We start from the raw sequence: 26662 nt of genomic DNA on the forward strand, positions 1-26662 counted from the left end.
GTGCTCAGTAAATAGACGCTGTTAGCCTTAAGTCAAGCGACTGATTTACTAATACCTCGTCGTTTACTTCCCCCGATCCCCGTAACGGAGACCTCGCATGGCCAACATCCCCGCCCGCCGCGCCCACGCGGCCGACCCCCCGCGGGCGAGCACCTTCGTGGTGGTGCTCGCCTTCGCCGGGATCGTGGTGTCGTTGATGCAGACCCTGGTGATCCCGCTGGTTCCCGAGCTGCCCAAGCTCCTGGGCGCTCCGGCGTCCGACACCACCTGGGCGATCACCGCCACGCTGCTCGCCAGCGCGGTCGCCACACCGGTGGTGGGACGGCTGGGCGACATGTTCGGCAAGCGGCGCATGCTGCTGCTCAGCCTGATCCTGCTGGTCGCCGGGTCGGTCGTGTGCGCCCTCAGCGACTCCCTGACGCCGATGATCGTCGGGCGGGCCCTGCAGGGCCTGGCCTCCGGCGTGATCCCGCTCGGCATCAGCATCATGCGCGACGAGCTGCCCGCCGAACGGCTCGGCTCCGCGACCGCGCTCATGAGCGCCTCGCTCGGCGTGGGCGGCGCCCTGGGCCTGCCCGCCGCCGCCCTCATCGCCGAGAACGCCGACTGGCACGCGCTGTTCTGGACCGCGGCCGGGCTCGGCGCCGTGGCCCTGGTCCTGGTGCTGGCCCTCGTGCCCGAGTCCGCGGTGCGCAGCGGCGGGCGCTTCGACCTGGTCGGCGCCGCCGGGCTGTCGGCCGCGCTGGTGTGCCTGCTCCTGGCGATCTCCAAGGGCGCAAGCTGGGGCTGGGGCGACCCGCTCACGATCGGCCTGTTCGCCGCGGCGGTCGTGGTGCTGCTGCTGTGGGGCTGGTGGGAGCTGAGCACCCGGGAGCCGATGGTGGACCTGCGCACCACCGCGCGGCGTCAGGTGCTGTTCACCAACCTCGCCTCCACCATGATGGGCTTCTCGATGTTCGCCATGTCCCTGGTGCTGCCGCAGCTGCTGCAGCTGCCGGAGGCCACCGGCTACGGGCTGGGCCAGTCGATGCTGGCGGTGGGCCTGGTGATGGCGCCGTCCGGCCTGGTGATGATGGTGCTGGCGCCGCTGTCGGCGCGCCTGTCCGCGGCCAAGGGACCCAAGGTCACTCTGATGATCGGCGCCCTGATCGTCGCCGCCGGTTACGCGCTCAACATCGGGCTGATGTCCGAGATCTGGCACCTTGTCCTGGTCTCCTGCATCATCGGGGCCGGCATCGGATTCGCCTACGCCTCGATGCCCGCGCTCGTCATGGGGGCCGTGCCGGTGTCCGAGACGGCCGCCGCCAACAGCCTCAACACCCTCATGCGCGCGGTCGGCACCTCCGTCTCCAGCGCCGTCGCGGGCGTCGTCCTGGCCGAGATGACCACCACGTTCGGTCCCGTCGCCCTCCCCTCCGAGGACGGCTTCCGCGTCGTCATGGGCATCGGCGCCGGCGCCGCCCTCCTCGCCTTCGTCCTGGCCGCCTTCCTCCCGCGCCGCAGCGCCGCCGCCCCGGCCACGGCCCACGCGGCCGCTCCGGCCACGGCCCACGCGGCCGCTCCGGCCACGGCGCACGCGGCCGCTCCGGCCACGGCGCACGCGGCCGCCCCCGCCACGGCGCACGCGGCCGCTCCGGTGCCTTCCGCGCCCCTGAACGAGCCTGTGGAGGACTTCTGGGCGGGGGCGCCGGACGGCGGCGTCGAGATCCGCGGCATGGTCAGCGGCGACGACGGCCGGGCGGTCGGCCACGCCACGCTGACGCTGATCGACTCGCGCGGCCACCAGCTCTCCCGGGCCGTGACCCTGGCCGACGGCGCGTACGCCATCTGGACGCCCGGCATGGGCACCTACGTCCTGATCGCCTCGGCCGCCGAACGCGACCCGCAGGTGGCCACCCTCGTCGTGGGCGACCAGCCGGTCGACTTCAACCTGATCCTCACCGGCTCGAACAAGCTGGCCGGGGTGGTCCGCGACCTGGAGGGCAAGCCGGTGCCCGGGGCGGTCGTCGTGCTGACCGACGTCCGCGGCGAGGTCGTCACCACGGGCACGACCGACGCGGAGGGCTCCTACAGCCTGTCCGGCGTGACCTCGGGCGGCTACACGCTCGCGGTCAGCGCGGACTCCTTCCGCCCGGCCGCCGTCCCGGTCGAGGTCACGGGCGCCGGCCAGACCAGGCAGGACGTCGAGCTGCGGCCCGGCGCCCGGATCCGCGGCACCGTACGGGTGCGCGACGGCGGCCCGCTGAACGACGCGCGGGTGACGCTGCTGGACGCGGCCGGGAACGTGGTCGGCACCACGACGACCGGCGAGGACGGCGCGTACGCCTTCGCCGACCTGACCGGCGGCCAGTACACGCTCATCGCCACCGGATACCCGCCCGTGGCCGACACCGTGAGCATCAACGGCCGCGACGACGACGACCGCGACCTGTGGCTGGTCCACTCCGACTGACACCGACACCGCGACGACTGCTCCGAAGGGAGGAGCAGGGAGAGCAGGAGCACCATGTACACCAGCCAAGAGCAGGCCGGGCGGAGCCCCGCGGCCGGCCGGCCCCCGCAGCAGAGCGCCCCGGCCGGTGGCCGGGGCCTGCACGCCCTGATCCGCACCAAGGACGGGTGGGCCGTGCAGCACGCGATCGTCACGGTGACCGACCTGACCGGGCAGCAGGTCGCGCGGGCCGAGGCCGACGCCGAGGGCGTCGTGTCGACCGGCCCGCTGGCGCCCGGCGTCTACACGGCCGTCGCCACCGCGGCCGGATACACGCCGGCCGCGATGACGGCCATCGCGACCGGCTCAGGCACCGCCGAGCTGGGCACGGTGACGCTGGCCCGGCAGGGCGGCGTCGACCTTCCCCCGCCCGGGATCTGGACGCTCGACCCGGCCCACTGCACGATCGCGGCGACCGCCCAGCACCTGGGGCTCAGCACCGTACGGGGACGGTTCACCCAGTTCGCCGGGCGGATCGAGGTCGGCCCGGACCCGGAGACCTCGTCGGTGGCCGCCGACGTCGTGGCCGCCTCGATCGACACGGGGAACGGCACCCGCGACGCCCATCTCCGCTCGGCCGACTTCCTGAACGCCGACGCGTACCGGATGATCTCCTACCGCAGCACCGGGCTCACGCCCGCGGGCCCCGACCGGTGGATCGTGCACGGGACGCTGACGCTCGCCGGGGTGCAGCGGCCCGTCGACCTCGACCTGGCCTACCTCGGGACCGGCCCCGACCCGTGGGGCGGCCTGCGGGCGGCGTTCCGGGCCGAGACGGAGCTGCGCCGCGAGGACTTCGCGATGACGTACAACCAGGTCGTGCGGGCCGGGGTCAACCTCATCGGGTCCACGGTGAAGATCGAGCTGGACATCCAGGCCGTGCAGGGGGCGTCCCTGCCCTAGCGGGGCCGCCGCAGGCCCACGAGCAGCGTCCACGCGGGGAACATCGTCCAGACGACGGCGCCCGGGATCCCGCCGGCCACCGACGGCCCGTGCAGCCGGAGCAGGTCTGTCTTCACCGGTGTCCCCCTTCACTCTCGTGAGTTGCCCGCCGGGCCGCCGATGCGGAACGGGGTCGTGACGTTCTCGTACATGAGGTGGACGAGCAGCCCCTCACGCGCGTGCGGCAGGTTGTGGCAGTGGTCGACCCAGATGCCGGGGTTGTCGGCGAGGAAGGCGATGTCGTAGGACTCGCCGTTCTCGACGTTCAGGGAGTCGACCCACCAGGGGCTCCCGGTGGCGGGGACGCCGTCGCGGGCCAGTACGACCGCGCGATGGCCGTGCAGGTGCATGGGGTGGACCTCGCCGCTGCCGTTGACGATCGTCATGCGCACGACGTCGCCGTCGGCGACCGTGAACATCGGCACGTCCGGGTACAGGTGGCCGTTGACGGTCCAGTAGAGCCCGGGGACCCCGTCGAGGAAGCCCGGCCGGCGGCCCATCTCGTAGCGGAAGGCGCGGTCGGGGCGCGCCGGGTCGAAGCCGAGGGGCGCGGGGCTGCCGTAGGTCAGCAGGTCCAGGGTGGCGGCCGGGCGGGCGCTCGGCGGCACGCCGGACGGGTGGCCGAGCACCACCGACAGCGGCCCGCCGATCTGCACCCGTACGGAGCCGCCGCCGGACGGCATGGTCACCTCGAGGTCGGCCCGGCCGCCCGCCGTCACGAGGACGGCGGCGCGCTCGACCGCCGTGGGGCCGTGCAGCTCGGTGCCGTCCACGGCGACCAGGCGCCACGCGGCCCCGGTGACCCACACCGGCGTGGGGCCGTTGTCGGTGTTGACCACGCGTACCCGCGCCGTGGCGCCGGGCGGGGCCGGGACGGTGACATCGGATTCGGACCCGTTGACGGTGCGGATCCCGTGGTAGAGGTGCGCCAGGGCGACGACGTCGAGCGCGGCCGGCGGGCGCGCGGGCCGCACGACCAGGGCGCCGAAGAGGCCGCCCGCGACCTGCTCGTGCGACAGCTGGTGGGAGTGGTACCAGAACGTCCCGGCCCTGCGCACGATGAACCGGTAGACGAAGTCCCGGCCGATCCGGACCGCGTCCTGGGTGACCCCCGCGACGCCGTCCTCGCCGCCCGGGACGTCCACGCCGTGCCAGTGCAGGGTGACCCCGCCGGGCACCGACTCGTTGACCAGCCGAACCTGTACGAGCTGGCCCGCCACGGCCGTGATCTGCGGGCCGGGGGAGCGGCCGTTGAAGGTGTACCCGTCGATCTCCCGGCCCGACGCCAGCCGCAGCCGCTGCTCGCGCGCGGTCAGCGTCACCTCGACGTCCGGCCTGCGCGCCGGGTCGGCGACCAGGGTGGTGATGTCCCGGGTGGCGGCGTTCTGGTGGTGGTGCGGCCCGCCCGCCTGCCGGCCGCCGTCGGCGTACCCCATGTCCATGACGGAGTACGCCCGCGGCAGCCGGCTCGCCTGCCACAGCCAGCCCAGCGGGACGACGACGGCCAGCGTCGCGGCGCAGGCCGCGACCAGCCGCACGCGACGGGTGAGGATCATGACCCTCACACCGCCGCCGAGGCGGGCGCCTCGGCGGCGACGGGCCGGGCGCGCCGGGCGGCGTGCAGGGCGACGGCGAACAGCGCCATCGCGTTCAGCCCGTGCAGCGCGCCCGCCCACGGCAGGTCGTGGCCCGTGTAGCCGAGCATCGCCTGGACGGCGACGAGGACCAGCACGAACGCGGCGAACTTGACCCCGCCGGGGATCCGGGCGAAGAACGAGACGATCAGGAGGAGGAGGGCGATGACGGGAATGACCATCCCGCCGTTGATGCCGTGCACGATGATGCCGACGATCTCCGGGAAGGGCAGGTCGTCGCTCTCCATGACGGCCTTGTCGAACACGTTGCCGTCCGAGACCCACTTGCCGAGCCCCGCGATGGCCAGGACGATCGCCGCCGCCTGGACGGCGACCTCGACGGCGACGGCGTACGCCAGGACCTTGTAGACGATTCTCATGGTGCCTGTCCTTTCGACGGGGAGCGGAGCGCCTTGACGAGCAGGGCGGCGCCGAGGGGGCCGGCGCCGAGGACGTAGGGGGCGGCGAGGTCGCCGGTGAGCGCGCCGAGCAGGGCGGCCGCCGCCGCGATCCTGCCGGCGACCGGGTGCGCCAGCCCGGCCCGGGCCGCCACGTACGACAGCCCCGCGAGAGCGCAGGCCGCGCCGGCGGCCAGCGTGGGCGGCAGGACCGGGCCGGCGACGTGGAGCGCCGCCTCGACCGTCGCCGCCGAGGCGACGACTCCCAGCAGGGCCAGCACCACGGCGGCCGGCGCGCGGCCGGCGTGGCGGGCCCGCGGCGCGGACAGGTCGCGGTAGACCAGCGCGACGGCCACGACGGCGAGCCACGCACCGGTGCCGCGGACGAGCCCGAGGGCCGGCCCTGTGCCCGCCAGCTGCCTGGCCGGGCACAGGGCCGGCTCACCCGCCAGGCACCCGGCCAGGCAGAGCGCCGACGACGCCAGCAGGCACAGCCCGCCGGCCACCCGCGTCCTCATGACGCCAGGGTCGGCGCGCCCGCGTCCCGTCGTCACGGGGCAGCTGTCCCTGCCGGACCGGGAGGCCGCACCGGGAACCTGCGCCCGGGAGTCTCCGTCTGGGAGTCTCCGTCTGGGAGTCTCCGTCTGGGAGTCTCCGCCCGGGAGTCAGGGCCGGGCGGCCGGGCCGGGGGTGCGGCCCGGGGGTGCGGCCCGGGGTGCCTGGGGCCGGATTATCCGGGTTCGCCGCCGAGTCCCGCCTCGCGGGCCCGGACGATGGCCGCCGACCGGTCGGTGACGTGCAGCTTCGTCAGGACGTTCGAGACGTAGTTGCGCACGGTCTTTCCGCTCACGCCGAGCCGCTGGGCGATCGCCGTGTTGTCCAGGCCACGGGCGACGAGCCCCAGGACCTCGTGCTCGCGCTCGGTGAGCTGCGGGAACGGCGACGCCACCGCGACGCGGGCGAAATGGGCCAGCATGCGCGCGGCCACGCCGGCGCCGAAGACCGCCTCGCCGCGGGCGACCGCGCGCACCGCGGCCACGATCTCCTCCGGCCCGGCGCCCTTGAGCGCGTACCCGTGGGCGCCCGCGCGCAGGGCGGCCAGGACGTTCTCGTCGTCGTACATGGTAAGGATCAGCGAACGGGTGGGCAGGCCGGCGGTGCGCATCCGCGCGGTGACCGTGAGCCCGTCGCCGCCGGGCATGTTCACGTCGAGCACGGCGACGTCGGGCCGGTGCTCGACGGCCAGGCGCAGGGCGTCCGCGCCGGTGGCGGCGACGGCCAGCACGGTCATCCCGGCCTCGGCGTCGAGCAGCGCCCGCAGGCCCGACACGAAGACGGGATGGTCATCGGCGAGGATCAGCCTGATCATGGTCCCCTCCCAGGCTCGTCGGCAGAAAGGCGCGGATGTGGGTGCCGCCGCCGGGCGGGGAGCGCATCGACCAGACCCCGCCCACCTCGGCGGCCCGTTCCCGCATGGAGCGGATCCCCACGCCCGCCGTGTGATCGGGGCCGAGCCCGCGGCCGTTGTCCCGCACCGTCACCTCCACGCCGCCGTCCGACGGCGTGAGCGTCGCGGTGCAGTGGGTCGCCTCGCTGTGGCGGGCCGCGTTCGTGATCGCCTCGACGGCGATCCGGTAGGCCGCCGTCTCGACCGCGGCCGGCAGCGCCGGCAGCCGCTCCGCGCCGACGACCTCGATGGACATGGTGCCCGACAGGGCCGCCGCCCGCGCCCGGATCGCGCCGATGACGCCGAGTTCGTCCAGCGCGGGCGGGCGCAGCGCCTCGACCAGGCGCCGCACGTCGGTCAGCGACGCGGCGGCCTCCGCGGAGATCTCGTCGAGCTGCTGCCGCGCCGCCGAGCCGGGCGGTACGTCCCGCGCGGCGAGGCCGGCCTTGATCCGGATCGCGGCCAGGGTCGGGCCGAGACCGTCGTGCAGGTCGCGGCGTAAGCGGCGGCGCTCGTCCTCGCGCGAGGCCACGACCTCGGCGCGGGACCTGACCAGGTCGTCATGCAGCCGCACCGCCTGCACCGCGGTGCCCACCTGCTGCGCCAGGGAGGCGATCAGGCCGAGGTCGACGGGGTCGAGCGGATCGTCGCTGCCGCGGGCCGAGACGCGCAGGTGCCCGATGAGCGTCCCGTGGTAGCGCAGCGGCTCGACGTGCACCTCGCCGGCGGGGACGCCGTACTGCGTGGCCAGGTGACCGGTGCCGGAGCCGTCCACCAGCTCGATCGCCGCGTGCGGGACGCGCAGCGACCGGGCCACGGTCTCGACGATGGCGGGCAGCACGTCGGCGGGCAGCAGCACCGCCTGTAACCGGGTGCCGAGGCGGGTCAGCGCCGCGGACGGGTCGTGGCGGTCGCCGTACATCACCCGGTTGACCGTGCCCTGCGCCAGCGCGCGCAGCGGGGCCAGCGCGAGCGCCGCACCGGCCGCGGTGAGCGCGGCGGCCACCGGCTGCGACAACCCCAGCCCGCTGACCAGCAGTGCCACGACGGCCGCGTACCCGGCGACCAGGATCGCGACCACGCTGGCGTACACGAGCGACCGGTTCGCCAGCCGCTCGATGTCGAACAGGCGATGGCGGCGCAGCGCCACCCCGATCCCGGCCACGAACGGCAGCGCCGACAGCCCGAGGGCGCCCGCCGGCAGGGGACGCGCCCCGGCGAGCAGCTCGGGAAGGTGCCAGCCGGCCAGGCTCAGCAGCGTCGCGGCCGCGCCGCCCGCCATCAGCCAGCGCATCCTGGCGCGCGTCAGCGGATCGGGGTTGCGGCGGTAGCCGGCGAAGCCCCACACCGTGCTGGTGACCAGGGTGGCCGCCACGACCGCCGTCTGACCGCTGTGCACCAGCCCGAGCCAGCCGAGCGCGTTGGGCGCGAGCGGCGCGGCGATGGCGCTCCAGAGCGCCATCGCGGCCGGCGGCGTGGCGTACGCGACGGCCATGCCCCGGCGGCTGCGGGCCGGCAGCGGCCGGGGCGCGGTGAACGCGACCGTGAAGGCCAGCAGCCCTCCCCAGGAGATCGAGTAGGCCACGATCGTGTTGAGGTGGAACAGCCACAGCTGGGCGCCGCCGGTGGCCAGGGCCAGGACGGGCAGCCCGACGGTGACGGTGAGCGTGCTGCCCAGCAGGCCCGCCGCGAGCACGAGCAGCGGCGCGGTCGCGGGCTCCTCGGGCCGCCGCAGGTACAGCGCGACGGCCAGCCCGGCCAGCGCGAGCACGAAGACGAGATCGCCCCAGCCCGCCACGAGCAGCGGGTACGGATCGGGGCGGCCGACCCTGACCGCCACCGTCACCGGCCGCTCCCGGACCACGTCGTAGACCAGGGTCGTGCCCGGGCGCGGACGGGGGACGACGCCCAGGCCGTCGGCGAGCCGATGCCCGCCCACGCCGGTCACCAGATCACCGGTCCGCAGCCCCGCCCCACCGGACGCGCCCGGGACGTCCACCGCCACGCCGCCGGCGTGCCAGCCCAGCGGCACCACGCTGCCGTCCGACGGCGCGTCCAGCCCGGCGGCGGTCGCCACCACGCCCAGCACCACCAGGACGATCGCCACTCCCGCCGGAATCCGGCGCGACCGCCCTATCTGGCGCGACCCCCTTGACGAGGCCGGCCACAGTCGCCACATGGACACGCACACATCGTGACCGACACCCCGCCGGGAAAACCATCACCCGGACGCCTACGGTTTGGAGGGAAAAGCGTGTCAACGGCCGGGCAGGGGCCGGCCCTACTTCCCGGACAGCGTGAGGGCCCAGGCGAGCAGGCCGAACGCGGTCGTGGAGGCGACCACGCGGACCAGGTTCCAGCTCCGCCACCGCATCTCGCCGAACGCCTCCCGGACCGCGGCCACGTCGATGTGGCCCGGATCCCCCGCCGCCTTCATCGCGTCGTTGAGCGGCACGTTGACCGCCAGGGTGATGACGACGGTGATCGCGTACAGGACGAGCGCGGCGACGATCCACGGCAGGGCCGGGCGGCCGAGGTAGGCCACCGCCGCGAGGATCGTGAACAGCAGGGCGCCGAGGAAGCCGCCTCCCATGAACCACGGATTGATGATCGCCCGGTCGAGCGCCTGGAACGCGCCCACGAAGGTGCGGTCGTCGGTCCGCCCGAGGCCCGGCATGATCGTGTGCGCGTACAGGCCGAAGACCCCCGCCACGAGGCCCATCGACAGCGTGGCCGCCATCAGTGCCGCGATCCGCATGCCTTCCACAGAGTCCTCCCAGCGGGCTCAGCGATGTCGTCCGGCTCTCATGATCCCATCGGCTCCTTTCGCGGACCTGTCCTGGACCTGTCGCGCCGCCCTCGCGCGCTCGGCCCCTCCCCGCGATGATCAGGGCGCTTCGCGCTCCCACTGCCGGTAGGCGGCGACGGCGGTCGGGAGGGTGGGGAAGAGCCGCTGCTCGCCGACCGTGGCGGTCAGGCCGTAGGCGTCCAGGTACGTGCGCAGGTCCTGCTTGACCCTGGCCATGGCGAAGACGACGCCGCGCCGCTCCAGCTCCTGGCGCAGGGAGTCGACGGCGTCCAGGGCGGTGATGTCCACCTCGACGTTGGCCTCGGCGTTCAGGACGAACCAGCGGACGGGCGTGTCCTGCTGGTCGACGGAGGCCAGGGCGCGGCGGCGGACTTCGTGGGCGTTGGCGAAGAACAGCGGCGAGTCGTAGCGGTAGATCACCAGGCCGGGGATGGTGCGAGCGGCCGGATAGTCGTCGACGTCGTGCATGCCCGCCAGGCCCGGCACCACGCCCAGGATCGCGTCATGCGGGCGGGCCACCCGGGCGAGCATCTCGGCGACCGACAGGGCCACGGCGAGCAGGATGCCGTACAGGATGTCGAAGATCAGGACCCCCGCGAAGGCGCCGAGGGCGAGCATGAGCTCGGCGCGGCGGAAGCGGGCAAGCCGCACGAAGTCGGGCAGGGAGACGAGCCTGGTGGCGGCGTACACGACGATCGCGCCGAGGGCGGCGGTGGGGAAGTCGGCCAGCAGCGGCCCGGCGAACATGAGCACCGCGACGACGGCGGCCAGGCAGACGATCGAGTACAGCTGGGTGCGGGCGCCGGCCGCGTCGGCGAGGGCGGTGCGGCTGCCGCTGCTGCTGACCGGGAAGCCGTGCAGCGCGCCCGCGCCCAGGTTGGCCGCGCCCAGCGCGAGGAGCTCCTGGTTGGCGTCGACGTCCTGGCGGTGGCGGGCGGCGAAGGAGCGGGCGGTCAGCATGTTGTCGCTGTAGCCGACGAGGAAGACGCCGACGGCGGGCAGCAGCAGGTTCTCCGGCGGGGGCAGCGAGGGGGCGGGCAGCCCGGCGGGGATCGCGCCGACCACCTTGATACCCCGCGCCTCCAGGTGGAACACCGCCACGCTCAACGTGGCCAGCAGCACGGCGAGCAGGGGCGCCGGGACCGCGGGCAGCCGCCAGTGCAGCAGGAACAGGAAGGCGAGCACGGCGGCCGCCATGACGACGGTGCCGGGATGGGCGCGGGGCGTCAGGCGGACGAACGACGACACCTGGTCGATGAGGGACTCGCCCGACACCGGGACGCCGGTGAGCTTGCCGAGCTGGCCCACGATCATGATGACGGCCACGCCGGCGAGGTAGCCGACCAGGATCGGTCTGGACAGCAGGTCCGCGACGAAGCCCAGCCGCAGCAGCCGGCAGCCCAGGCAGAGCAGCCCGACGAGGATGGCCAGCCAGGCGGCCAGGGAGGCATATCTGGCCGGGTCCCCGGCGGCCAGGGGGCCGATGGCGGTGGCGGTCATCAGCGCGGTGGTCGACTCGGGCCCGACCGACAGCTGGCGGGAGGAGCCCAGCAGGGCGTACAGGGCCAGCGGGGCCAGGATCGCCCACAGCCCGGCCACCGGCGGCAGCCCGGCCACGGTGGCGTAGGCCATGACTTGGGGGACGAGGTAGGCGGCCACGGTCAGCCCGGCGAGCAGGTCGCCGCGCAGCCATTCGCGCCGGTAGGCGCTCAGGGGAGCCAGGCCGGGCAGAAAACGGAGCACGCCCGAGGATGGCGCATGATGGCACGCGGGCGCCAGCATCACGCGCCCTGACCGGTGGAAGGAGTCCCAGGCATGAGCCCTGACAGGTTGCGGCGCAAGCCATACGAGAAGCGGTTGCTCCAGTTGCAGGGCGAGCTGGTGAAGCTGCAGGAGTGGGTGAAGGCCGAGGGGCAGCGGGTCGTCGTGATCTTCGAGGGGAGGGACGCGGCGGGCAAAGGGGGCACGATCAAGCGGGTCGCCGAATACCTCAACCCCCGCGTGGCCAGGATCGCGGCGCTGCCCGCGCCCACCGAGCGGGAGCGGACGCAGTGGTACTTCCAGCGGTACGTGGAGCACCTGCCGGCCGCGGGGCAGATCATCCTGTTCGACCGGAGCTGGTACAACCGGGCCGGAGTGGAGCGGGTCATGGGGTTCTGCACGCAGGAGGAGTACACCCGCTTCCTGCACCAGTGCCCGATCTTCGAGCGGTTGCTGGTGGAGGACGGGATCCTGCTGCGCAAATACTGGTTCTCGGTGAGCGACGACGAGCAGGAGCGGCGGTTCCGGTCGCGGCTGGAGGATCCGATGCGGCGGTGGAAGCTGTCGCAGATGGACCTGGAGTCGATCACGCGGTGGGAGGAGTACTCGCGGGCCAAGGACGAGATGATGATCCACACGCACATCCCCGAGGCGCCGTGGTACGAGGTCGAGAGCCAGGACAAGCGGCGGGCCAGGATCAACATGATCTCGCACCTGCTGTCCACGGTCCCGTACACGGAGGTGCGGCGGGCGCCGCTGGAGATCCCGTCGCGGCCCGCCCCCAGCGGCTACCGGAGGCTGCCGCGGGTGGAGACGCCGGTCCCGGACGTGACCGGAGACCTCACCTGAAGCCCGCTCAGGGGCCGGGTTCGCGCCCGGCCGCCCTGGAGCGGAACCGCGACGGCGAGACGCCGGCCCACGCCACGAACGCCTGCCGGAAGGACTCGGCGGAGGTGAACCCGCACCGGCGGGCGATGGCCGCGACCGGCTCGCGCGACCCGGTGAGCAGCTGGGAGGCCGCCTCCAGCCGCGCGTCGCGCACCAGCCGCGACGGGGTCCGGCCCACGTGCTCGACGAACAGCCTGCTCAGATGCCGCTCGCTCACCCCGGCGAGCGCGGCCAGCCGGGGGATGCTCAGGTCGTCGTCGAGGTTGCTGATCACGTGGTCGATGACCCGCCGGACCAGGGCCTGGTCGGAGCGCGGGATCCGGTTGAACAGGCTCACCTGCGCCTGGTTGCCGGGGCGCTTGAGGTAGGCGACCATGCCCATGGCCACGCGGCGGGCGAGCTCGGCCCCGTGGTCCTCCTCGATGAAGGCCAGCGTGAGGTCGAGGGCGGCGGTGACCCCGCCCGACGTCGCGACCGCGCCGTCCCGGACGAAGATCGGCGCCGGGTCGACGTTGACCCGCGGGTAGCGCGCGGCGAGCTGCCCCGCGTAGTACCAGTGCGTGGTGGCCCGGCGGTGGTCGAGCAGCCCGGCGGCGGCCAGCACGCTCGCGCCGGTGCACACCGACGCGACCCGCCGCGACAGACCGGCGAGCCGCAGGACCTGGCTGACGAACCGGGGGTTGGCGGCGGCGGCCGCGTGTCCCCGCCCGCCGGAGATGACCAGGGTGTCGATCGGGCCGTCCATCCCGTCGATCCGGTGCTGCGCCGACAGCTCGAGCCCGGAGTCGCAGCGCACGGGCCGGCCCATCGGGGTCGCGAACGCGACCTCGTACGCCGGGTCGGCCCCCTGCTGGTTGGCATGGTCGAACCCGGTCGTCACGGACGCCACGTCCACGAGCTCGATGCCGTCGTAACCGATCATGACGATCAGCCGTGCCACCATGGCCACATCGTACGGGTGCGCCGCCCGACACGGCGATCCCCGGCCTCGCCGGCGCGGGCGCCGCGGCCCACTACGATGATCAATAACTGTGGTCGTCACCTGGGGGCGGTAGAAGTTGTCAGGGCCAGAACGCGTTCGTGTCGTCCTGGAGAGCAAGCTCGTGCAGCGGGCCGTCATCGCCGTGATCGTCATCAACGCGATCACCATCGGATGCGAGACGAGCGCGTACCTGATGGAGCAGGTCGGCGGGCTGCTGCACGCCGTCGACCGGATCGCGCTGACGATCTTCACGGTGGAGATCGCCGCCCGCCTGTACGCCTACCGCAGGTCGTTCTTCACCGACCCGTGGAACTGGTTCGACGCCGCCATCGTGACCATCGCGCTCGTCCCGGCCTCCGGGCCCACGTCGGTGCTGCGGTCGCTGCGCATCCTGCGGGCGCTGCGGCTGGTCTCGGCGGTGCCGAGCATGCGGCGCGTCGTGGGCGCGCTGCTGACCGCCATGCCCGGGATGGCCTCCATCATCGGCCTGCTGGTGCTGATGATCTACATCGCGGCGGTGATCTCCACGAAGCTCTTTGGGGAGCTCGTGCCCGACCGCTTCGCCGACCTGCCGCGCTCGCTGTTCACCCTGTTCCAGATCATGACCGGCGACGACTGGGGCAACGTCGCGCAGGAGGTGATGGAGCACAAGCCGTGGGCCTGGGTCTTCTTCATCGTCTACATCCTGATGTCCACCTTCGTCGCGCTGAACCTGTTCATCGCGGTGGTGGTCAACGCCATGCACGAGACGGAGCCGTCCCCGGCGGAGACCCGCGCGCAGGCGGAGCTGGAAGAGGTGAAGCAGGAGCTGGCGGCGGTCAACGCCAAGCTCGATCAGCTGCTCACACGCGAGCCCGAGCCCGCGAAGGGCCCCTGACGGGGGCGGCCGCCGCCGCTACCCTCGCCGCTTGCCGCCGTAGAGGCCGACCGTCAGCGAGACGCCGAGGGCCGCCAGGGCGACCTGGATGGCGAGCTCGATCCAGTCGATGCCCCTGGTGTCGGCGACGCCCAGAACGCCGGCGATCGCGGTGCCGATGAGCGCCGCGACGACGCCGATCACGATCGTGAGCCAGATGGGGATGCGCTGCCGCCCCGGGATGACCAGCCGCCCGAGGGCGCCGATCACGATGCCGATGATGAGTCCTGAAATGATGCCGGTGATCGCCATGCTGAACTCCCCGACGCTCGGTGGTCCCTCTGCCCCGCACAACGAACGCGCTCCAGGGCTGGTTCCTGTTGGCGCTCGCCCACATGAGACACGGTAGCAACGGGCGCTCCCGGGGAACATATGGCCAGGTCAGCCCCGCGTAGACGGCTTGGGCTGGCTTGCTGAAATCGGGGGGTTCAGCGGCGATGACCACAAAATCAGCGGCAGTGCACGGCGTCTCACTGGCCACGTCCTTGGCGGTGGGGGCGTTCGTCCTCGCCGCCTGCGGCAGTAGTCCGGCGCGGCGGGACACGACCATGATGTCCGGAGCCGCGCCGGTCGCGACGGCGAGCGCTCAGTCGAAACCCGCTTTCGACGAGGCCGACGTGATGTTCGCGCAGATGATGATCGCGCACCACCAGGAAGCCATCGAGATGGCTGAGCTGGCCACGGGGCGGGCGACGTACGAGGAGACCAAAGAACTGGCGGAGAAGATCAAGTCCGGGGAGCAGCCGCAGATCGAGACCCTGCAGGGCTGGTTGAAGGAGTGGGGCAGGACCACGCCGATCAGCGAGGCGGGGAACGACCGGCCGACCGGCATAGCCGACGCGAACGTCAAGACGCTGCTGGACTCCCGGGGCCCGGCCTTCGACAAGGGGTTCCTCACGATGATGATCGATCATCACGAGGAGGCGATCGCGATGGCGCGGGTCGAGCGGAAGCAGGGGCAGAACTCGAAGGCCAAGAAGCTGGCCGACCGGATCATGAAGGAACAGCAGGCCCAGGTGGCGCAGATGAAGAAGCTCCTCGCCCGGATTCCATGACGCGAGGGTCCCGGCCGGGCGGGAGGTCACGGGGGTGACCGGCCTCGCGTCCGGGCGGGGACGCCGTTCGGGGCGCGCGACGGGGGAGTCTCCCGTCGGTCGCGCCCTGACTGTTGTGAGATCGCAGACCTCAGCAGCGCGGTCACGGCGGGATGTCCGGATATGGCCGGACCTGAGGCTGCGGTGCGGAAGATCCTTTGGTGTCCGTAGACGCACCACGCCTTCTTGAGGAGATCCGCATGACGCCGACCACGCTCACGCAGGCCGCCCGGTTCAGAGACCTGCACCAGGGCACCGTCCTCGTGCTGCCCAACGCCTGGGACGCCGCCTCCGCCGCCCTGATCGAGGCCGCGGGCGCGCGGGCGATCGCGACGACGAGCGCCGGCGTGTCCTGGGCCAACGGGGCGCCGGACGCGGAAGGGCTCGGCAGGCAGCGCATGGTGGCCGCCGTCTCCGCCATCGTGGCGGCCGTGACGGTGCCGGTCACCGCCGACATCGAGGGCGGGTACGGCGACGTCGCGGGCACCGTGCGCGCGGTGATCGAGGCGGGCGCGGTCGGCGTCAACCTCGAGGATTCCCCCGGTCTCGACGGCGCGCCGCTGCTGTCACCCGCGGACCAGGCCCGGCGCATCGCCGCGGCGCGGGCGGCGGCCGACGCCGCGGGGGTCGAGCTGTTCGTCAACGCCCGCACCGACGTCTACCTGGCCGGCGTGCCGGGGGACCGGATCGCCGAGGTCGAGGAGCGGGCGCGGGTCTACGCCGAGGCCGGGGCCGACGGGCTGTTCGTGCCGGGCCTGCTGGACCTGGACGCCATCGCCCGCCTGGCCGCCGGGCCGCTGCCGCTGAACGTGATGGCCGGGCCCGGCGCCCCGCCGGTGGAGCGGCTGGCGGCGGCCGGGGTCGCGCGGGTCAGCGTCGGCTCGGCGATCGCCCAGGCCGCCTACGCGTGCGCCGCGCGGGCGGCGGCCGAACTGCTCGGGGGCGGCACGTACGCGACGCTCGCCGACGGCCTCGACTACGGCGGCCTCAACGCCCTTCTCCGCCGATGACGACGACCTCCCCGGCCCGCCGGCGTCGCGGCCTGAGCGTCACTTCTCGCAGGTGAGGCGGGGTTCGGGGTCGTAGACGGTGTGGAAGCGCTGCTTGCGCACGACCTTGCCGTCCTTCTTGAAGATGCGCCACACGTCGATGGCGAAGCCCTCCGAGCCGCCCATCGGGATGCAGTCCTCCCCCTTCTCGGTGATGGTCTCGACGGGCTTGACGTTGTAGCGGTCCGAGCTCTGCGACTCGATCTCGTAGCGCTTGGTGCTCCAGAACTGCACGGTGACCGAGGTGCTCGTGTACGAGGTCTTGATCAGGACGCCGTAGCGGGAGTCGTTGCGCCAGCGGAAGTCCGGCTGGGGATAGGAGACCGTGGACTCGCGCCCCGCCGGGTAGCGGGTGATGTAGTACTGGTGGGCCCGGTGCTGGACGTCCTGGAAGCCGCCGAAGAAGACGGCGTTGAACATGGTGGTGGCGAACTGGGAGACCCCGCCGCCGACGTCGTTGACGAACCGGTTGTTGAGGATCATCGGCGCTTCGACGAAGCCGCGGGCCTTGTCGCGCTTGCCGACCACGTCGTTGAGGGAGAACGTCTCCCCGGGCTGCACCACGTAGCCGTCCACGATGTCGGCGATGGTGTGGATGTTGGTCACGCGGGGCGCGCAGCACGGATACTGCGTGGTGAACGAGCTGACCTGCTCCTTGACGCCGAGCTCGGCCGCCTCGGCGGTGGTCACCCGGGGCTGCCGCGCCGTGGCGGGCAGGTCGACGCGGCGGCTGCCCGCCGCCACGGCCCCGGCGATGGCCGGGCCGAGCGCCTTGATGTCGGCGCCGTGGCCGGTCTTGGAGGGGACGACCTTCGGCTTGCCCTTGACGATCGTGAAGGAGGCGTCCTTGGGCGGCGTGATCAGCAGCGACTTGGCCATGTCCGCGGCGATCTTCCCGGCGTCGTACGACGGGCGCAGGCCGCCCTTGCCGTCGGCGACGAAGCGGAGACCGGCGGCCAGCTGCTCCCTGGACACGGTGGCCTGCTTGCCGCCGCTGGCCAGCGTGAGCGGGGAGGCCACCGCGGTGCGCGCCGTGGAGGTGGCGACCTCCTTGACCTGGGCGGCGGTGAGGGCGGGAGGCGCCACCTGGAGCTTCAGCTCGACGGAGTCGCGCCCGGCCGCGAAGGCCGCCCGCACCGCCTGGGCCGCCGCGTCGCGGTCCAGCGCGCGTCCGGGCTTGGGCAGGACCGCGCGCGGCTCCAGCCCCTGGTAGCGGACGCCGCCCTGCACCGGCTTGGTGTCCACGCTCTTGGCCAGGCCGGCGAGCCCGGTGGCCAGGCGCTGCTCGTCCACGATGACCCGGGGCGGGAGCTGCCGGCTGCCGAAGAGGGAGCGGACGATGCCGGCGGGGGTGGCGGCCCCGGCCATCGCGGCCTCGACGGTGGCCCGGGCGTCGAAGTCGAGCCCCAGCTCGGCGGGGGAGAGCTGGACCCGCTTGCCGCCCGCGACCAGCATCATCGGCCGCCGTACGCGCTGGGCCAGCTGCCGGTCGAGGTGGGAGCGGGCGCTCTCGGGCGCCAGCCCGCCGATGTCCACGCCGTCCACGCGCGTGCCCGGGGGGACCTTGCCGGAGAGCGCGATGGCGGGCACGGCGTAGCCGAGCACCGCGACCAGGACGACGGCGGCGGTGACGATGAGCACGCGCCGCGAGCGAGGGGCGCTCACGACGGCGCCCGGGTGTGCATGAGGCCCGGGTGCGGGCCGCCGGCCGGGAGGGTCCCGGAGCCGGTAACTGTGATGTCCATTTGGTCTTGGATACGGCTGGCGACCCGTTCAGAGTTCTCCGCCGACCTGACCTGCGATGATGCCCGGGGGTCGCGCATAGTGACGGAGTGTACTAGCAGATGTAGTAGGAACGTCACCGCCGGACGACGGGGACCGGCTGGTCACGGCGGGCGGCCTCCGCCCTGACCCGCCTGCGCAGCTCCTTCGCGTGCCGCAGGAACGACCACGTACGGCCCACCGGACCGCCGGCCAGGCTCCAGTCGTTCAGCGCCCGCTCCACCTCGACCTCCAACAGGTCGCCCGAGCCCGTCGTCGATCCCAGCAGCACGACGTTCTGCTGCCCTCCGGTCCCCGAGGACCGGTGGAACGTCAGGCACACCGGCCCCGGCGCACCCGTCACCCCGGCGGGCAGCAGCACGTCGAACCCGCGCCCGGTCCGGACGACCGAGCGGGCACGCACCGTCACCGGCAGGCCGCCGGCCACCATCGACACGACGGGGGCGCCCAGCCCCATCGCCCGCGCGGCGTAGGGCCGCCAGTCCACCGGCGGCGCCGACCGGCTCGGCAGCCGGGGCCCCGACGGCGCCAGGTCGGACCGGGCGAACGTCGTCCCGCTTGGGCAGGTCCAGGCGCGGGGCGCGGCGGACAGGTCGCCCTCCGGCCACCAGGTGACGCGCTCGGGGGTCACCTCCACGTAGACGCGGGCGAAATACCAGGTCAGCCCCCTGAGCAGGAACAGCGGCGCGCCGGCGAGCCCGCTCCCGGCCTTGGCCAGGGCCTCGCGGACGTACCGGTCGGTGTTGGCCTGCAGGTCGGCGTCGCGTACGGCGGCCCGCCCCTGGACGAGCACCACGGGCGGCCGGTTGAGGCCGCTCCCCGCCGGGTCGGAGTACAGCAGCGCCACCCGCGGGTCGCGGCGGGCGCGTTCGGCCTTGTCGGGGTAGGACAGGCCGGTCGTGACGTCGAGCGTCCCGCCCTCGCCGACGTACGGCGTGACCGGCCAGGTCACCGGGCGGCCGGCCCGGGTCAGCGAGGTGTACTCGCACACGGACGCGCGCTCGAACACCTGCCGCACCTCCGCCGGCAGGACGCCGCCCTCGGCGGCTGTGGTCGTGAAGCCTCTGATCATCGCCTGTCTCCCTTCCGTCCTCCGGAGACAGTGTGCGGAAGGCTCCTGCTGAACCTCTTGGCGCGCACTTGCGGACGTCTTGGACCCCGGCCCGACGCCGTCGAGCCGGGGAGCGGGTCAGGCTAGGGGGTCCATCTGATGCCGGGGTTGACGCCGCCGGTCCAGTTGAAGGTGGCCATGTTGTCCCACTGGTCGCCGGTGCCGTTGATGTTGGCCGGGTCCCAGCCGTTGCCCTGGATGGCGTACCAGGTCGGCTCCCAGTAGAAGACGCCGATCGCCCCCGCGCCGCGCGCGGTGTTCTGGACGGCGGTGAAGTTGCTCGCCTGTCCCGCCCAGGTGGCCGGGTAGCCGGAGCACGGCGCCGAGCCGTTGATCGCGTTCGGCTCGCTGTCGGCGTTGTTCGCGGTGAACGGGTAGGCGGTCTCCGCCACGATGACGGGCTTGCCGTAACGGGTCCGCGTGTCGCTGATCACGCTGGACAGGGTGGACAGCGAGCCGTGCCACATGCAGTAGTACGACAGGGCGGTGATGTCCCACGGCACGCCCTTGGCGCGGATGCCGTCGTAGAACCAGCGGGCGTTCGCGAGGCTGTCGGCGTCCGCGGTGTGGATGATCACCTGGGTGCCGCTGTTGCACGCCTTGGTCGCGTTGTAACCGGCTTTCAGCAGCAGGCTGAGGTTGGTGAAGTCGTTGTTGACGACCTTGCCGTCGTTCCAGAGCATGCCGACGTTGATCTCGTTGCCGATCTGCACGCTGTCCGGGGTGGTGCCCTGCGCCTTGAGGCTGGTGCAGATGTCGTACGTGTAGTTGTAGACGTCCGTCTGGAGCTGGGCGATGCCGTGACTGGCCCAGGCCGCCGGCTTGAACTGCTTGCCCGGGTCGGCCCACGTGTCCGAGTAGTGGAAGTCGATCATCAGACCGAGGCCCTTGGCCTTGACCGTCCTGGCGTAGGCCAGCACCTTCGCCTTGTTGTTGTAGCCGCTCGCCGGGTTGTTCCAGATGCGCAGCCGGGCGTAGTTGACTCCGGCGCCGATGAGGATGTCCAGCGGGTCGGCGGCCGTCCCGGAGGCGTTGTAGTACTTGGCCCCCAGGTCCAGGCTCCGCTGGAGCGAGGAGACGTCGGCGCCGCGCATGCTCAGCGTGGCGGCCTGGGCGGGCGTCGCCGGCGCGAGGGCGATCAGCGCCGCGAGTGTCAGCAGGAGGGTGACCCGGATCTTTCGTAAGTGGTACGTGGTCATGGTCGGTCCCGTTGATAGAGCCGAAATCCGGACTGTGTGCACGTTCACGGACGCATGTGGCGACGAGCTACCCGAAAAATGCGCCTTTGGAGGGCGAAATCGGCCTTATGCATACTGTGAACGTTCACAGACTGCTTGAGCATGAGGATAAAGAAGAATCCGGCACTCGGGAAGAGCGAGTTTTCCGGCATCCGGGAATCGTTGTTCCGCGGTCAGGGCGGCCGAGCCACCATCGTTCCCACCGGCCGCCGCACCACGAAGGAGTCGCCGTGTCGAGCATCCCCCGCGATCAGTGGTACGTCGCCGCATACGGGCGAGAGATCGGCCAGGAGCTGTTCACCCGCACCATATGCGGCGAGTCCATCCTGTTCTGGCGCACCCGCGCCGGGACCGTCACCGCCATGTCCGACCGGTGCGTGCACCGCCGCTTCCCGCTGTCGCAGCCGCCCAGCCGGCTCGTCGAGGACCAGGTGGTCTGCGGCTACCACGGCTTCACCTACGGCGCCGACGGCGGCTGCGTCGCCGTCCCCGGCCAGACCAGGGTGCCGCGCACCGCGCGGCTGAAGAGCTACCCGGTCGTCGAGCTGGACTCCTTCGTCTGGGTCTGGATCGGCGACCCGGCCCTGGCCGACGCGGCCCGCATCCCGCGCGCGCCCTGGCTGGACTCGCCCGCGTACACGACGGTGTCGGGCATGGAGCCGCTCCAGGCGCGGTTCGGGCTGCTGGTGGACAACCTCATGGACCTGTCGCACGAGACGTACCTGCACGGCGGGTACATCGGCACCCCCGAGGTGGCCGCCACCCCGATCACCACCACGGTGGACGAGGAGGCCGGGATCGTCCACGTCAGCCGCCACATGGACGACGCCGAATGCCCGCCGTTCTACGCCAAGTCCACCGGGCTGACCGGCCGCATCATGCGCTGGCAGGACATCGAGTACACCCCGCCGTGCCTGTACAAGCTGCACTCGCGCATCGCCCCGCTCGGCGTGCTGCCCGGCGCCGACGGCGGCGACCCGGACGCCTTCCACGTCGAGGTCGTGTACGCGATCACGCCCGAGACCGAGCACTCCACGCACGACTTCTGGGCGGTGGCCCGCGACTTCGCCCTGGACGACCAGGGCGTGTCCGACTTCCTGGCCGAGCAGAACCGCACGGTCGTGCTGCAGGACGTGGCCGCGCTCGACGTGCTGGAACGGGTGATCGCGACCGAGCCGGCGGGCTACCAGGAGCTGTCGATCAACATCGACACGGGCGGGCTGGCGGCGCGGCGCATGCTGGCCGGACTGGCGGGGCAGGGCGCCCCGGCCCGGCAGGCGTGACGGGCATGGAGCCCGGACGCGGGCCCGCGCTGCTCCGCGTGGTGTGGCTGCCGGGGAGCGACCTGCTCCGGGGCACGTGCCACTGCGGCGCCGTACACGTCGCAGAAGGGCCCGTCGAGGTCTGGGAATGGCTCCTCGGCCACCCGGCCGGCCACGACACCCCCACCGACCCGACACCCCCCGGCCTTCCCGCCGGGACGGCAAGCGCGGACGCCGCCATCCACCCGGCGCCCCCCACCGACCCGGCGCCGCCCACTGATGCCCTGCCGGGGACGGGAGCCGTCCGATGAGCACGGAGCGCAAGCTGGTCGTGCGGGCTCGCGAGCCGGTCGCCGACGGGGTCGTCGCCCTCGACCTGCGCGACCCGGCAGGCGCCGAGCTGCCCGCGTGGGAGCCCGGCGCGCACATCGACCTGGTGCTCGGCGGCGACCGCGTCCGCCAGTACTCGCTGTGCGGCGACCCGGCCGACCGCACGACCTGGCGCGTGGCCGTGCTGCGCGAGCCGGACGGCCGGGGCGGCTCGGCGTACGTGCACGAGGACCTCCACCCGGGCACGGCGGTCCTCGCCCGAGGCCCGCGCAACCACTTCCCGCTCCATCCGGCGCCCCGCTACCTGTTCGTCGCCGGGGGCATCGGCATCACGCCCATCCTGCCGATGGTGCGGGCCGCCGACGCGGCGGGCGCCCGGTGGCACCTGGCTTACGGCGGCCGTACGGCGGCCTCGATGGCGTTCGCCCGCGACCTCGAAGCCGCGTACGCGGATCGGGTGGAGCTGCGCCCGCAGGACGAGCACGGCCTGCTCGACCTCGACGCCCTCCTGGCGCGGGCCACGCCCGGCACCCTCGTGTACTGCTGCGGCCCCGCCCCGCTGCTGGCGGCCGTCGAGCGCCGCTGCGCGGACCGGCCGCCCGGCACGCTGCACGTGGAGCGCTTCGAGCCCAAAGAGGCGGCCGATCCCGTACGGGCGGAGTCGTTCGAGGTCGAACTGGCCGTCACCGGCGTCACCCTCACCGTGCCCCCGGACCGCTCGATCCTCGACGTCGTGCTGGAGGCCGGCGTTCAGGTCCTATCCTCGTGCCATGAGGGGACCTGCGGCACCTGCGAGACCGCGGTGCTGGCCGGCGCGGTCGACCACCGCGACTCCCTCCTCACCTCGGAGGAGCGGGCGGTGAACGACACCATGTTCGTCTGCGTCTCCCGCGCCGCCTGCCCCAAGCTGGTCCTCGAACTCTGACCAGGGAGCCGCCGATGCAGATCCCAGCCCCCAGGCAAACGGCCGAACGCACCGGCCCGGTCGTGGCCCGCGCGCTGCAGATCCTCGGCGCGTTCACGCCCGACCGGCGCTCGCTCACCCTCAGCGAGCTGTCCCGGCACGCCCGCCTGCCGGTCTCCACGGTGCACCGGCTGGCCGCGGAGCTGCTGGCCTGGGGCGCGCTCGAACGGGATCCGGCCGGGTGCTACCACATCGGCCTGCGCCTGTGGGAGATCGGCTCGCTCGCACCCCGCGGGCTGGGCCTGCGCGAGGCCGCGCTGCCGTACCTGGAGGACCTGTCCCAGGTCACCCGCGAGAACGTGCAGCTGGCCGTCCGGGCGGGCACCGAGGTGGTGTTCGTCGAACGGATCGCCGGGAGCAAGGCCGTCCCCGTGCTGACCCGGGTCGGCGGCCGCTTCGCGCTCACGGCCACGGGCGTCGGGCTCGTGCTGCTCGCGTACGCGCCCGCCGAGGTGCAGGAGCAGGTCGTGGCCGGCCCCATGACCCGCTACACCGAACGGACCATGACCACCCCGCGGCAGATCCGGGCCGCGCTCGCCGACACCCGCGCCCGCGGCTACGCCGTCAGCGACCGGCAGGTCACCATGGACGCCCTGTCGGTCGCGGCGCCGATCCACGACGCCCGGGGCGAGGTCGTGGCCGCGGTGTCCCTCGTGGTCCACCACGGCAGCACGTCGCCCCAGGCGCTCGCCCCACTCCTGCGCACCAGCGCCCGCGCCATCTCCCGCGCGCTCCCGCCGGTCAGCCGAGGCGGGCCAGCTCCTCCTCGCTGAGCTCCAGGTCGGCCGCGCCGACGGAGTCGACGATCGACTCCGGCCGGCTCGCCCCGGGGATGGGGATGACGACCGGACTGCGGGCCAGCTCCCAGGCGAGGCAGACCCGCTGGGGGGACACGCCGCGCGCCTCGGCGATCTCGATGAAGGCGTCCCGCTGGCTCAGCTCCCCGGTACGGCCGATGCCGCCCAGCGGCGACCAGGGCAGGAACGCCAGGCCCAGCTCGGCGCAGACGTCGATCTCGGGCTCGCTGGAGCGGAAGCGCGGAGAATACTCGTTCTGCACGCTCACCAGGCGCTCACCCAGGATGTCGTGGGCGAGCCTGATCTGCTCGGGGTCGGCGTTCGAGATGCCGGCCATCTGGATCTTGCCGGCGTCGTGCAGGTCCTTCAGCGCGCCGATGGTCTCCGCGTACGGCACCTTCGGGTCGGGCCGGTGGTGCTGGTAGAGGCCGATGCTCTCCACGCCGAGGGCCTTGAGCGAGCGCTCGCAGGCCTCCTTGAGGTAGGACGGGTCGCCGTTCACGGACCAGCCGCCGCCGGGCGTGCGGGTGTGGCCGCCCTTGGTCGCGACCAGCACCGTGTCGGCGTCGCCGCCCCAGCGGGCCAGGGCGCGGGCGACCAGGCGCTCGTTGTGGCCGACGTCGTCGTGCGAAGGTGTGTAGGCGTCCGCCGTGTCGATCAGCGTGACACCGGCGTCCAGGGCCGCGAGAAGGGTGCGGAGCGACTGGTCCTCGTCGGGCATGTGCCCGGCCACCGACATGGGCATGGCGCCGAGCCCGACGGCCCCGACCTGGCGGTTTCCGATGGTGCGCGTTCGCGTGGCGTTGTGCATGGGTCCACCCTGCCCGCTGGAGCGCACTCCAGGTCAACTTTCCCGCGCCGGCGTCCAGCGCATGGCCAGCAGCAGGGTGTCGTCGCTGTGCAGCACCTCGCGGCGCATCACCCGTACGAGGGTGTCGGTCAGCTCGTCCACCGGCAGGTCCCGGTGCCGGCCCGCCAGCTCGGCCAGCTCGTCCAGCCCCGCGTTGAGGTCGCGCCGGGCCTCCACCAGCCCGTCGGTGTAGAACAGCACCAGCGTGCCGGGCCCCAGCCGCCGCTCGGCCACGTGGTCGCTGCCCGGATCCGGGTAGCCGAGGCCGCGCCCCCACGCCTCCAGGTACGTCGCCGGCTCGCCGGGCGCCACGATCAGCGGTGGCGGATGGCCGCCGGTGGCCACCCGGAGCACTCCGGTACGGGGGTCGAAGCGGGCGACCAGCACGGTGCCCGCCAGATCGGGATAGACCGGCTGCAGGATGGCCGCGGCGCGCTCCACGACGTTCTCCAGCGGCAGCCCGGCCAGGGAGAGCACGCGGACGGCGTGGATGATGTTGAGCGCGGCCCGGGTGCTCGCCACGCCGTGGCCGGCCGCGTCCACCACGACGACGTGCAGCTCGCCGCCCGGCATGATCACCACGTCGTAGAGGTCGCCGCCGGTCGGCGCGTCGTCCTCGGAGGAGGAGTAGTAGACCGCCAGCCGGGCCTGCTCCACGTGCGGGATCGGCGGGCGCAGGGCGTCCTCCAGCTCGCGGAAGATCGCCCGGTGGGCCCGCCTGAGCCGTACGTCGCGCTCCTCCAGCTCCGCGACCAGGGCCAGCACGTCCTGCCGGGCGTCGGCCAGCTCGCCCTCCAGCTTGCGGATCCGCCGCAGCGGCTCATCGGGGACGGACATCACACCGCCCCCCGTCCATGCCGGGACGGCGGTACGCGCTGCTCGACCACCAGCCCCCCTGTCGCCTCCGTGTCCGTAGCAGTCGCGGGCCAGCTCGCTCACCGCCGCGATCAGCTTAGACCGGGAGGCCGGGCCGAGGCCGTCTTCCAGGGCCGCGGCGCGTACGGCGTGCCGCGCGGCGAAGCAGACGGCTGGCGACATTACGGCGATAAGCGCATTTGTCAGGGCGCATCCGCCCTATGATCCTGATGATCGACTCCGTGAGGAAGGGCACCTGTGGGCGAGAAGTCGGATGAGTGGAAGAGCGCGATCGACACGACCAGGCCCAGCATCGCCAGGGCCTATGACGTCGTCCTGCACGGCAAGGACAACTTCGAGGTCGATCGCGCTTTCGTCGCGGAGATCGTCAAGGTCATCCCGGAGATCTACGACGTGGCGGCCTACAACCGCCAGATCCTGGACCGCGGCGTCCGTTTCATGATCGACCAGGGCATCACGCAGTTCATCGACCTCGGCTCGGGGCTGCCGACCGTGGAGAACACCCACCAGGTCGCGCAGCGCGCGGACCCGGAGGCCCGCGTGGTCTACGTCGACAACGACCCGATGGTGCTGGCCCACGGCAGGGCGCTCCTGGCCGAGAACGAGCGCACCGCGGTGGTCACCTCGGACCTGCGCGACCCGGCGGCGATCCTCGGCGACGAGGCCGTCCAGCGGCTCATCGACTTCGACCGCCCGGTCGGCGTGATGCTGGTCGGCATCCTGCACCACCTGCACGACGACGAGGACCCGCAGGGGATCGTCGACGCGTACATGGCCGCCGTCCCGCCGGGCAGCTACCTGTTCATCACCCACTTCTGCGACTCGAGCCAGGAGTCCCGCGACGCGGAGAAGCAGTACCTCGCGCTCCTCGGCACCGGCCGGTTCCGCACCGTAGAGGAGATCACCGGCTTCTTCCAGGGGTTCGAGCTGGTGGAGCCGGGCGTCGTGCCGCTGCCGTTGTGGCGGCCGGAGGCGGCCGTCCCCGAGGAGCTGACGGTGGGCCAGCGCCTCATGTTCGGCGGCATCGCCCGCAAGCCCTGA

At 73.1% G+C, this 26662-nt stretch carries 25 protein-coding genes and 1 pseudogene; 12 read left to right on the forward strand and 14 right to left on the reverse strand.

Features of this window, described 5'->3' with window-relative positions:
* Nucleotides 1-97: 97 nt before the first annotated feature.
* The 3 genes and pseudogenes from H4W80_RS62295 to H4W80_RS58095 all read left to right on the forward strand — a co-directional run.
* A pseudogene (locus tag H4W80_RS62295) lies at nucleotides 98-1543 on the forward strand (MFS transporter); the annotation flags it as partial.
* A gap of 297 nt (nucleotides 1544-1840) precedes the next feature.
* Complete coding sequence (locus tag H4W80_RS62300; RefSeq protein WP_225966440.1) at nucleotides 1841-2452, forward strand: MSCRAMM family protein; 612 nt, start codon at nucleotides 1841-1843, stop codon at nucleotides 2450-2452.
* Between the two features lie 54 nt (nucleotides 2453-2506).
* Nucleotides 2507-3394: a YceI family protein gene (locus H4W80_RS58095; protein ID WP_192792842.1), complete on the forward strand. Its 888-nt coding sequence runs from the start codon at nucleotides 2507-2509 to the stop codon at nucleotides 3392-3394.
* A 128-nt stretch (nucleotides 3395-3522) separates the two neighbouring features.
* Here the strand turns inward: H4W80_RS58095 and H4W80_RS58100 are convergent, their stop codons facing one another.
* The 7 genes from H4W80_RS58100 to H4W80_RS58130 all read right to left on the reverse strand — a co-directional run bounded on the left by H4W80_RS58100 (nucleotide 3523) and on the right by H4W80_RS58130 (nucleotide 11464).
* Nucleotides 3523-4989 (reverse strand): multicopper oxidase family protein, encoded by a 1467-nt coding sequence (locus H4W80_RS58100; protein ID WP_192792843.1) that lies wholly within the window; start codon nucleotides 4987-4989, stop codon nucleotides 3523-3525.
* Nucleotides 4990-4994: 5 nt separating this feature from the next.
* Nucleotides 4995-5447, reverse strand: coding sequence for a COX15/CtaA family protein (locus H4W80_RS58105; protein WP_192792844.1), 453 nt, complete (start codon nucleotides 5445-5447; stop codon nucleotides 4995-4997).
* Nucleotides 5444-5983 (reverse strand): hypothetical protein, encoded by a 540-nt coding sequence (locus H4W80_RS58110; protein ID WP_192792845.1) that lies wholly within the window; start codon nucleotides 5981-5983, stop codon nucleotides 5444-5446. The genes H4W80_RS58105 and H4W80_RS58110 overlap by 4 nt, the downstream gene beginning before the upstream one ends.
* Before the next feature lie 212 nt (nucleotides 5984-6195).
* Nucleotides 6196-6834 carry a response regulator gene (locus H4W80_RS58115; protein WP_192792846.1) on the reverse strand — a complete coding sequence of 213 codons (639 nt, stop codon included), beginning with the start codon at nucleotides 6832-6834 and terminating at the stop codon, nucleotides 6196-6198.
* Nucleotides 6809-9019 (reverse strand): sensor histidine kinase, encoded by a 2211-nt coding sequence (locus H4W80_RS64230; RefSeq protein ID WP_192792847.1) that lies wholly within the window; start codon nucleotides 9017-9019, stop codon nucleotides 6809-6811. The genes H4W80_RS58115 and H4W80_RS64230 overlap by 26 nt, the downstream gene beginning before the upstream one ends.
* Before the next feature lie 174 nt (nucleotides 9020-9193).
* Complete coding sequence (locus H4W80_RS58125; RefSeq protein ID WP_192794397.1) at nucleotides 9194-9670, reverse strand: anthrone oxygenase family protein; 477 nt, start codon at nucleotides 9668-9670, stop codon at nucleotides 9194-9196.
* Nucleotides 9671-9799: 129 nt separating this feature from the next.
* Nucleotides 9800-11464: a SulP family inorganic anion transporter gene (locus H4W80_RS58130; RefSeq protein ID WP_318787567.1), complete on the reverse strand. Its 1665-nt coding sequence runs from the start codon at nucleotides 11462-11464 to the stop codon at nucleotides 9800-9802.
* A gap of 72 nt (nucleotides 11465-11536) precedes the next feature.
* On the opposite strand from H4W80_RS58130, the gene ppk2 reads away from it, so the two are divergent.
* Nucleotides 11537-12331, forward strand: a complete 795-nt coding sequence (gene ppk2, locus H4W80_RS58135) for a polyphosphate kinase 2 (RefSeq protein ID WP_192792849.1) — start codon at nucleotides 11537-11539, stop codon at nucleotides 12329-12331.
* 7 nt (nucleotides 12332-12338) lie between these two features.
* On the opposite strand, the gene H4W80_RS58140 is transcribed toward ppk2, so the two are convergent.
* A complete protein-coding gene (locus H4W80_RS58140; protein ID WP_192792850.1) occupies nucleotides 12339-13313 on the reverse strand; it encodes a GlxA family transcriptional regulator in 975 nt (324 codons plus the stop codon).
* A gap of 115 nt (nucleotides 13314-13428) precedes the next feature.
* Here H4W80_RS58140 and H4W80_RS58145 point away from each other — a divergent pair, with 115 nt between their 5' ends.
* Nucleotides 13429-14229 (forward strand): ion transporter, encoded by an 801-nt coding sequence (locus tag H4W80_RS58145; protein ID WP_192792851.1) that lies wholly within the window; start codon nucleotides 13429-13431, stop codon nucleotides 14227-14229.
* A gap of 18 nt (nucleotides 14230-14247) precedes the next feature.
* Here the strand turns inward: H4W80_RS58145 and H4W80_RS58150 are convergent, their stop codons facing one another.
* Complete coding sequence (locus H4W80_RS58150) at nucleotides 14248-14520, reverse strand: GlsB/YeaQ/YmgE family stress response membrane protein (RefSeq protein ID WP_192792852.1); 273 nt, start codon at nucleotides 14518-14520, stop codon at nucleotides 14248-14250.
* A gap of 206 nt (nucleotides 14521-14726) precedes the next feature.
* Between H4W80_RS58150 and H4W80_RS58155 the strand changes: the two genes are divergently transcribed.
* Nucleotides 14727-15323, forward strand: a complete 597-nt coding sequence (locus H4W80_RS58155) for a DUF305 domain-containing protein (protein WP_192792853.1) — start codon at nucleotides 14727-14729, stop codon at nucleotides 15321-15323.
* 239 nt (nucleotides 15324-15562) lie between these two features.
* Entirely contained in the window at nucleotides 15563-16372 is an 810-nt protein-coding gene (locus H4W80_RS58160) for an isocitrate lyase/PEP mutase family protein (RefSeq protein ID WP_192792854.1), read from the forward strand.
* Nucleotides 16373-16411: 39 nt separating this feature from the next.
* On the opposite strand, the gene H4W80_RS58165 is transcribed toward H4W80_RS58160, so the two are convergent.
* The 3 genes from H4W80_RS58165 to H4W80_RS58175 form a co-directional block, all read right to left on the reverse strand.
* Nucleotides 16412-18076 (reverse strand): VanW family protein, encoded by a 1665-nt coding sequence (locus H4W80_RS58165; RefSeq protein ID WP_192792855.1) that lies wholly within the window; start codon nucleotides 18074-18076, stop codon nucleotides 16412-16414.
* A gap of 193 nt (nucleotides 18077-18269) precedes the next feature.
* Nucleotides 18270-19265 (reverse strand): pyridoxamine 5'-phosphate oxidase family protein, encoded by a 996-nt coding sequence (locus H4W80_RS58170; protein WP_225964277.1) that lies wholly within the window; start codon nucleotides 19263-19265, stop codon nucleotides 18270-18272.
* A gap of 122 nt (nucleotides 19266-19387) precedes the next feature.
* The gene (locus tag H4W80_RS58175; RefSeq protein ID WP_192792856.1) at nucleotides 19388-20503 is read right to left on the reverse strand and encodes a glycoside hydrolase family 53 protein; all 1116 of its coding nucleotides are present in this window, start codon (nucleotides 20501-20503) and stop codon (nucleotides 19388-19390) included.
* Nucleotides 20504-20772: 269 nt separating this feature from the next.
* Between H4W80_RS58175 and H4W80_RS58180 the strand changes: the two genes are divergently transcribed.
* The 4 genes from H4W80_RS58180 to H4W80_RS58195 are packed head-to-tail and all read left to right on the forward strand — an operon-like array spanning nucleotide 20773 to nucleotide 23871.
* Nucleotides 20773-21825 (forward strand): Rieske 2Fe-2S domain-containing protein, encoded by a 1053-nt coding sequence (locus tag H4W80_RS58180; protein WP_192792857.1) that lies wholly within the window; start codon nucleotides 20773-20775, stop codon nucleotides 21823-21825.
* 5 nt (nucleotides 21826-21830) lie between these two features.
* The gene (locus H4W80_RS58185; protein WP_192794461.1) at nucleotides 21831-22115 is read left to right on the forward strand and encodes a hypothetical protein; all 285 of its coding nucleotides are present in this window, start codon (nucleotides 21831-21833) and stop codon (nucleotides 22113-22115) included.
* The gene (locus H4W80_RS58190) at nucleotides 22112-23059 is read left to right on the forward strand and encodes a PDR/VanB family oxidoreductase (protein WP_192792858.1); all 948 of its coding nucleotides are present in this window, start codon (nucleotides 22112-22114) and stop codon (nucleotides 23057-23059) included. Before H4W80_RS58185 ends, H4W80_RS58190 begins: the two co-directional genes overlap by 4 nt.
* 14 nt (nucleotides 23060-23073) lie before the next feature.
* Entirely contained in the window at nucleotides 23074-23871 is a 798-nt protein-coding gene (locus H4W80_RS58195; protein WP_192792859.1) for an IclR family transcriptional regulator, read from the forward strand.
* On the opposite strand, the gene H4W80_RS58200 is transcribed toward H4W80_RS58195, so the two are convergent.
* Nucleotides 23840-24706 carry an aldo/keto reductase gene (locus tag H4W80_RS58200; RefSeq protein ID WP_192792860.1) on the reverse strand — a complete coding sequence of 289 codons (867 nt, stop codon included), beginning with the start codon at nucleotides 24704-24706 and terminating at the stop codon, nucleotides 23840-23842. The two genes, H4W80_RS58195 and H4W80_RS58200, sit on opposite strands and share 32 nt — an antisense overlap.
* Nucleotides 24707-24739: 33 nt before the next feature.
* Nucleotides 24740-25582 carry a PP2C family protein-serine/threonine phosphatase gene (locus tag H4W80_RS58205; RefSeq protein ID WP_192792861.1) on the reverse strand — a complete coding sequence of 281 codons (843 nt, stop codon included), beginning with the start codon at nucleotides 25580-25582 and terminating at the stop codon, nucleotides 24740-24742.
* Nucleotides 25583-25858: 276 nt separating this feature from the next.
* On the opposite strand from H4W80_RS58205, the gene H4W80_RS58210 reads away from it, so the two are divergent.
* On the forward strand, nucleotides 25859-26662 hold the full coding sequence (locus tag H4W80_RS58210) for an SAM-dependent methyltransferase (protein WP_192792862.1): 804 nt from the start codon (nucleotides 25859-25861) through the stop codon (nucleotides 26660-26662).

Source organism: Nonomuraea angiospora (assembly GCF_014873145.1).
Classification (GTDB): domain Bacteria; phylum Actinomycetota; class Actinomycetes; order Streptosporangiales; family Streptosporangiaceae; genus Nonomuraea; species Nonomuraea angiospora.